Here is a 4123-nt window from a genome sequence, read left to right on the forward strand (position 1 = left end):
ACTCCCACCATCTCCTTCAACTAATTAAACGGAAGCAATTTGTGGCCCCTTACAACTGCTAATCAGAAAATTTTAGGAACTTGTAACTGTTTATATGGATTTATATGAAGGGGGTCTAACCATTGTATTAATCGGCAAAAAACAAACAAAGGGAGGTCAATTTGCAGCAGCCGTTAAAACCATCTCTTTCTTTTGAAATATAGCACCATACAGATGCTGATAAAGACCATGACTATTAACACCAAAGGATATCCCCATTTCCAATCCAGTTCTGGCATGTACTTGAAATTCATCCCGTATATCCCAGCAATGAAGGTAAGAGGAATGAAGATAGTTGCAATCATGGTCAAAACCTTCATAACCTCGTTCATCTTGTTGCTCAAGCTTGAAAGAAAAACGTCCAGTAAACCACTTGCCATCTCTCTATAGGTCTCCACTATGTCTATTATCTCAACTGTATGATCGTATACATCTCTAAAATAAACTGCGCAGGGCTTTATCATATCCGAATCTCCCTTGTAGAGGACTCCCAAAACTTCCCTCAATGGCCATATTGATTTTCTAAGCTCAATAAGCTCTCTCTTAAGATTATGAATGTTACCCACAATTTCATAGGATGGATCTGTGATAACCAGCTCCTCAAATTCTTCTACCCTTTCCCCCAATTTCTCAAGAACGGCAAAGTAGTTGTCTACCACGGAATCAATCAATAAATAGGCAAGATAGCAAGCCTTCTCTTTTCTTACTATGCCTTTGTTATTCCTAATCCTGTCCCTTATGCCCTCGAACACATCGCCTTCTCTTTCTTGAAATGTAACAACGTAATTGCTGCCCCATATGAGGCTGACTTGTTCGGATTCCACTCCAACGCCATTGTCGTCTGCATATGTCAGCATCTTTAAAATGACAAAAATGTAATCATCGAAATATTCTGCTTTGGGACGGTGATTTACATTGAGGACATCCTCAAGAACAAGCAGATGTATACCGCAAAGATCCCTAAGCTTGCGGAACAATTCTTCACTATCACTAAGTCCCACTACGTCCACCCAATAAACTGTATCGTTATCTGGAGAAAAATCCCAGTCGTCAAGGCTTGAAAGCTCTTTTTCCTTGTAGGACTCCTCATCGAACTCGAATACTCTTATCCTGGGCTTTAAGTCTTTGTTGTCTCCAGTGTATATCAATGTGCCAGGAGGTGTTCCTATTTTTTGAGTTAGTTTTCCTTTTCTTTTCTTCCTCAAGAGCACCCTCCCCCATCCTAGGATGCTTGCGCTGGGCGAACCCCACCCAGCGACTTTAACAGGTTTCAGGCAATGGCCTTATATTTTGTCTTCTTTTTTGGGCCCAACTAGGTATTTTGATTTGTTTTTTGTGGATATACAAAGATCACTATTCCCTTGGTAGTTTCCTTAAAGGTCTTTCCGTTCCTTCTCTCGTTATCGTAGGAAGGTCCATTGTTTCGGCAAAATTTTTCAATTTCTTAGCGGAGACGCAAGCTGAGCCATTTTTCCATTTTACAAATACCCAATCCCCTGGAAGATTAGAGGGCACATCCTGTGAAATGCGCCAACCTTTTATTTTTTCTTTTACTGTTAAAGGAGCCCCCCTCTTCTCTGGCAAAACAACCTCTAAGCTGGGCCAATACCCATCATCTCCCCATAAGTTGGACCGGGTAAGGGAAACAACCGCCCCGTCTCTGTAGGACAAGCACACAAAGATGTCTGGAACCATATATCCTTCTATTTCAACATATCCATGCCTAGCTTCGGATCTGGTACCTTTAGCAGTATATGTCACAATATGGTACATACCTTTGCATAATCTCCGTCTTTCCTCTTTTTGGTACTTACCTAATTCTGATAAGGTTTGGTTGTGTTGCTGGTTTTCTAAAAAGGCCTCAATCTTAGCATCTGTTAAATGCGTATCCATAACCACTAAAGCCAAAAAAGCAATCAAGCCTGTGGAGAACAAAGCGGCCAAAATTTTAGTTTTCACAATTGTCACCTTCCTATCCGGTCCACTTTCGCAGTTAAACTAGATATCTTAATTATCATAATGAAAGTATAATATCACAAAGCAACATGTATACAAGCGCAACAATAATGGAAAAGTATTTGAATCATCGCAGTAGAAGAAGAATATTATATGAATATTATATAGAAAATAAAAACTCCACTTCCAGGACTAACCCTAAAAGCGGAGTTTTTCTCATCAAAACTTTTTTTATTGGTGGAGGCGCGGGGAATCGAACCCCGGTCCGACAGGGGCCAACCCTGTGTTTCTCCGTGCGCAGTCCCTGTTTCAGTGTCGAAACAGGTCTCCCAGGGACAGGATTCCTGTTTCCTAGCTTCCTTTATCTTTCCTGATAACCGGGAAGCGCGGTTATCAGGGCATCCGCTTTATGTGACGCCCTTTGAAAGCCCAAGCGGAAAAGGCTTTCAAGGACGGGCTACTTCAATTAAGCAGCCAGAGCGTAATTTTCGTTGGCACTTATTGTGCGATTCCGCTTTTTAACGAGATGCGGAGAACTCGGCACGCTTCACAAGGCCCTCCATCCTGCCGTCGAAACCTATCGCCCCCATTTATCTGCTAGTGCCTCTTCAGAGCTTTCTCCATTGCTCTTTTGGCATCACGCTCGGCTATAGATTCTCTCTTGTCATGTTTGGTCTTTCCTTTAACCAGCGCCAACTCTATTTTGGCCCACTTATTGTCCTTCAAATACATTTCAAGAGGCACAAGAGTCAAACCCTTTTCTTTTATCTTGCCAATAAGCCTTTTTATCTCCTCAGACCTTAAAAGAAGCTTTCTTGGCCTCAAAGGATCGTGATTATAATACGTACCTTTTTCGTATGGAGAAATATGTACATTGTATAGCCAGACTTCCGAGCCGATTATTCTAGCATAACCATCTTTCAAGTTCACCTTTCCAGCTCGCACAGATTTTATCTCGGTGCCAGTAAGCTGGATGCCCGCTTCATAAGTTTCAATTATGAAATAGTCATGCCGCGCCTTCTTATTTCTGGCTACAACCGTCCTTGCCATAACACCCTCCACTGCCGTGTATTATACCGCTTTTGGTGCGTTTGGTCAATAATAATCAAAACTGCAACAACCCTTTGGTGCGCGCTTTGAAATAATGAAAATAAATAAAAGGATCCCTCCTGGGATCCTTTTGATTCAAAACTTGGTCGGGGCGAGAGGATTCGAACCTCCGACCTCCTAGTCCCGAACCAGGCGCGCTAACCAGACTGCGCTACGCCCCGAACGAGGTGCATTCTAGCACCTATAAAGGGTTTCAGTCAACGAAAACCTCAATTTATGTGATATCCGATATAATACAAGATTGATAAAAACTACACATAAATGATAGTATATTTGGGGTCCTTGAACAAGCACTTCAAGCATGTGTGTCGCCGGACAGTGATATTGTCACCCTGTAAGGGGACAGAGAAAATGTCACCATGAGTAGGGGTGACGTATATTTGAGCGAGAAGGAATCTAGGCGTGTATATGTTATGGAGCGGTTGATGGAGGGCGTTGTGACGGTGAAGGAGGCGTCGTGTGTATTAGGGTTGAGTGAGCGCCAAATAAAGAGGCTGAAGTCAGGAGTGAAGGAAAGAGGTATAGCAGCGCTGGCGCATGGCAACAGGGGGAGGAAGCCTAAACACGCTACGCCGAAGGAGGTAAAAGAGGCCATAGTTGGTTTTGCAGTGGGTAAATACCATGGAGCCAGCTACCAACACATGTCGGAGCTAATGAAAGAGCACGATGGAATATTTGTATCGGCCAAGACAGTAGGTCGCATTCTCAAGGAGGCATCAATACCCAACAAGCATACTCACAAGTCTCCGAGGAGGAGGCGCGCTAGGAATCGAATGCCTATGGAGGGCATGTTAGTGCAGTGCAATGCTAGTCCCCACGATTGGTTTGAGGGAAAAAGCTCCAAGCTATGTCTTCATGGAGCCATAGATGACGCCACGGGGAAGGTTTTGGGCCTTTATTTCAGGCCCAATGAAGATTTATTGGGGTATCTGCATGTTTTGAAGCAGATGGTGGAAGATTACGGGGTTCCCAGGAGTATTTACAGTGACGGTCATTCTATATTCTTTTCTCCTAAAGG

At 43.3% G+C, this 4123-nt stretch carries 4 protein-coding genes, 1 tRNA gene and 1 other RNA gene; 1 reads left to right on the forward strand and 5 read right to left on the reverse strand.

Annotated features, from left to right (window positions below; all coding sequences use genetic code 11):
- Positions 1-173: 173 nt before the first annotated feature.
- The 5 genes from corA to V7Z69_RS09595 form a co-directional block, all read right to left on the reverse strand.
- Positions 174-1250, reverse strand: a complete 1077-nt coding sequence (gene corA, locus V7Z69_RS09575; RefSeq protein WP_334139765.1) for a magnesium/cobalt transporter CorA — start codon at positions 1248-1250, stop codon at positions 174-176.
- Between the two features lie 142 nt (positions 1251-1392).
- Entirely contained in the window at positions 1393-1959 is a 567-nt protein-coding gene (locus tag V7Z69_RS09580; protein WP_334139766.1) for a hypothetical protein, read from the reverse strand.
- A gap of 271 nt (positions 1960-2230) precedes the next feature.
- Positions 2231-2583: a transfer-messenger RNA gene (ssrA, locus tag V7Z69_RS09585) on the reverse strand.
- A gap of 9 nt (positions 2584-2592) precedes the next feature.
- Entirely contained in the window at positions 2593-3045 is a 453-nt protein-coding gene (smpB, locus tag V7Z69_RS09590; protein ID WP_014163372.1) for an SsrA-binding protein SmpB, read from the reverse strand.
- Between the two features lie 143 nt (positions 3046-3188).
- Positions 3189-3266 (reverse strand) — tRNA-Pro (locus V7Z69_RS09595).
- A gap of 219 nt (positions 3267-3485) precedes the next feature.
- On the opposite strand from V7Z69_RS09595, the gene V7Z69_RS09600 reads away from it, so the two are divergent.
- The coding region (locus tag V7Z69_RS09600; RefSeq protein ID WP_334139767.1) for a helix-turn-helix domain-containing protein at positions 3486-4123 on the forward strand (638 nt) is incomplete at its 3' end.

Source organism: Thermovirga lienii (assembly GCF_036847465.1).
Lineage (GTDB): Bacteria > Synergistota > Synergistia > Synergistales > Thermovirgaceae > Thermovirga > Thermovirga lienii.

Excerpts from the sequence above, each read along its gene's own strand:
- smpB (WP_014163372.1), bottom strand. The coding sequence starts at position 3,045 with ATGGCAAGGACGGTTGTAGCCAGAAATAAGAAGGCGCGGCATGACTAT.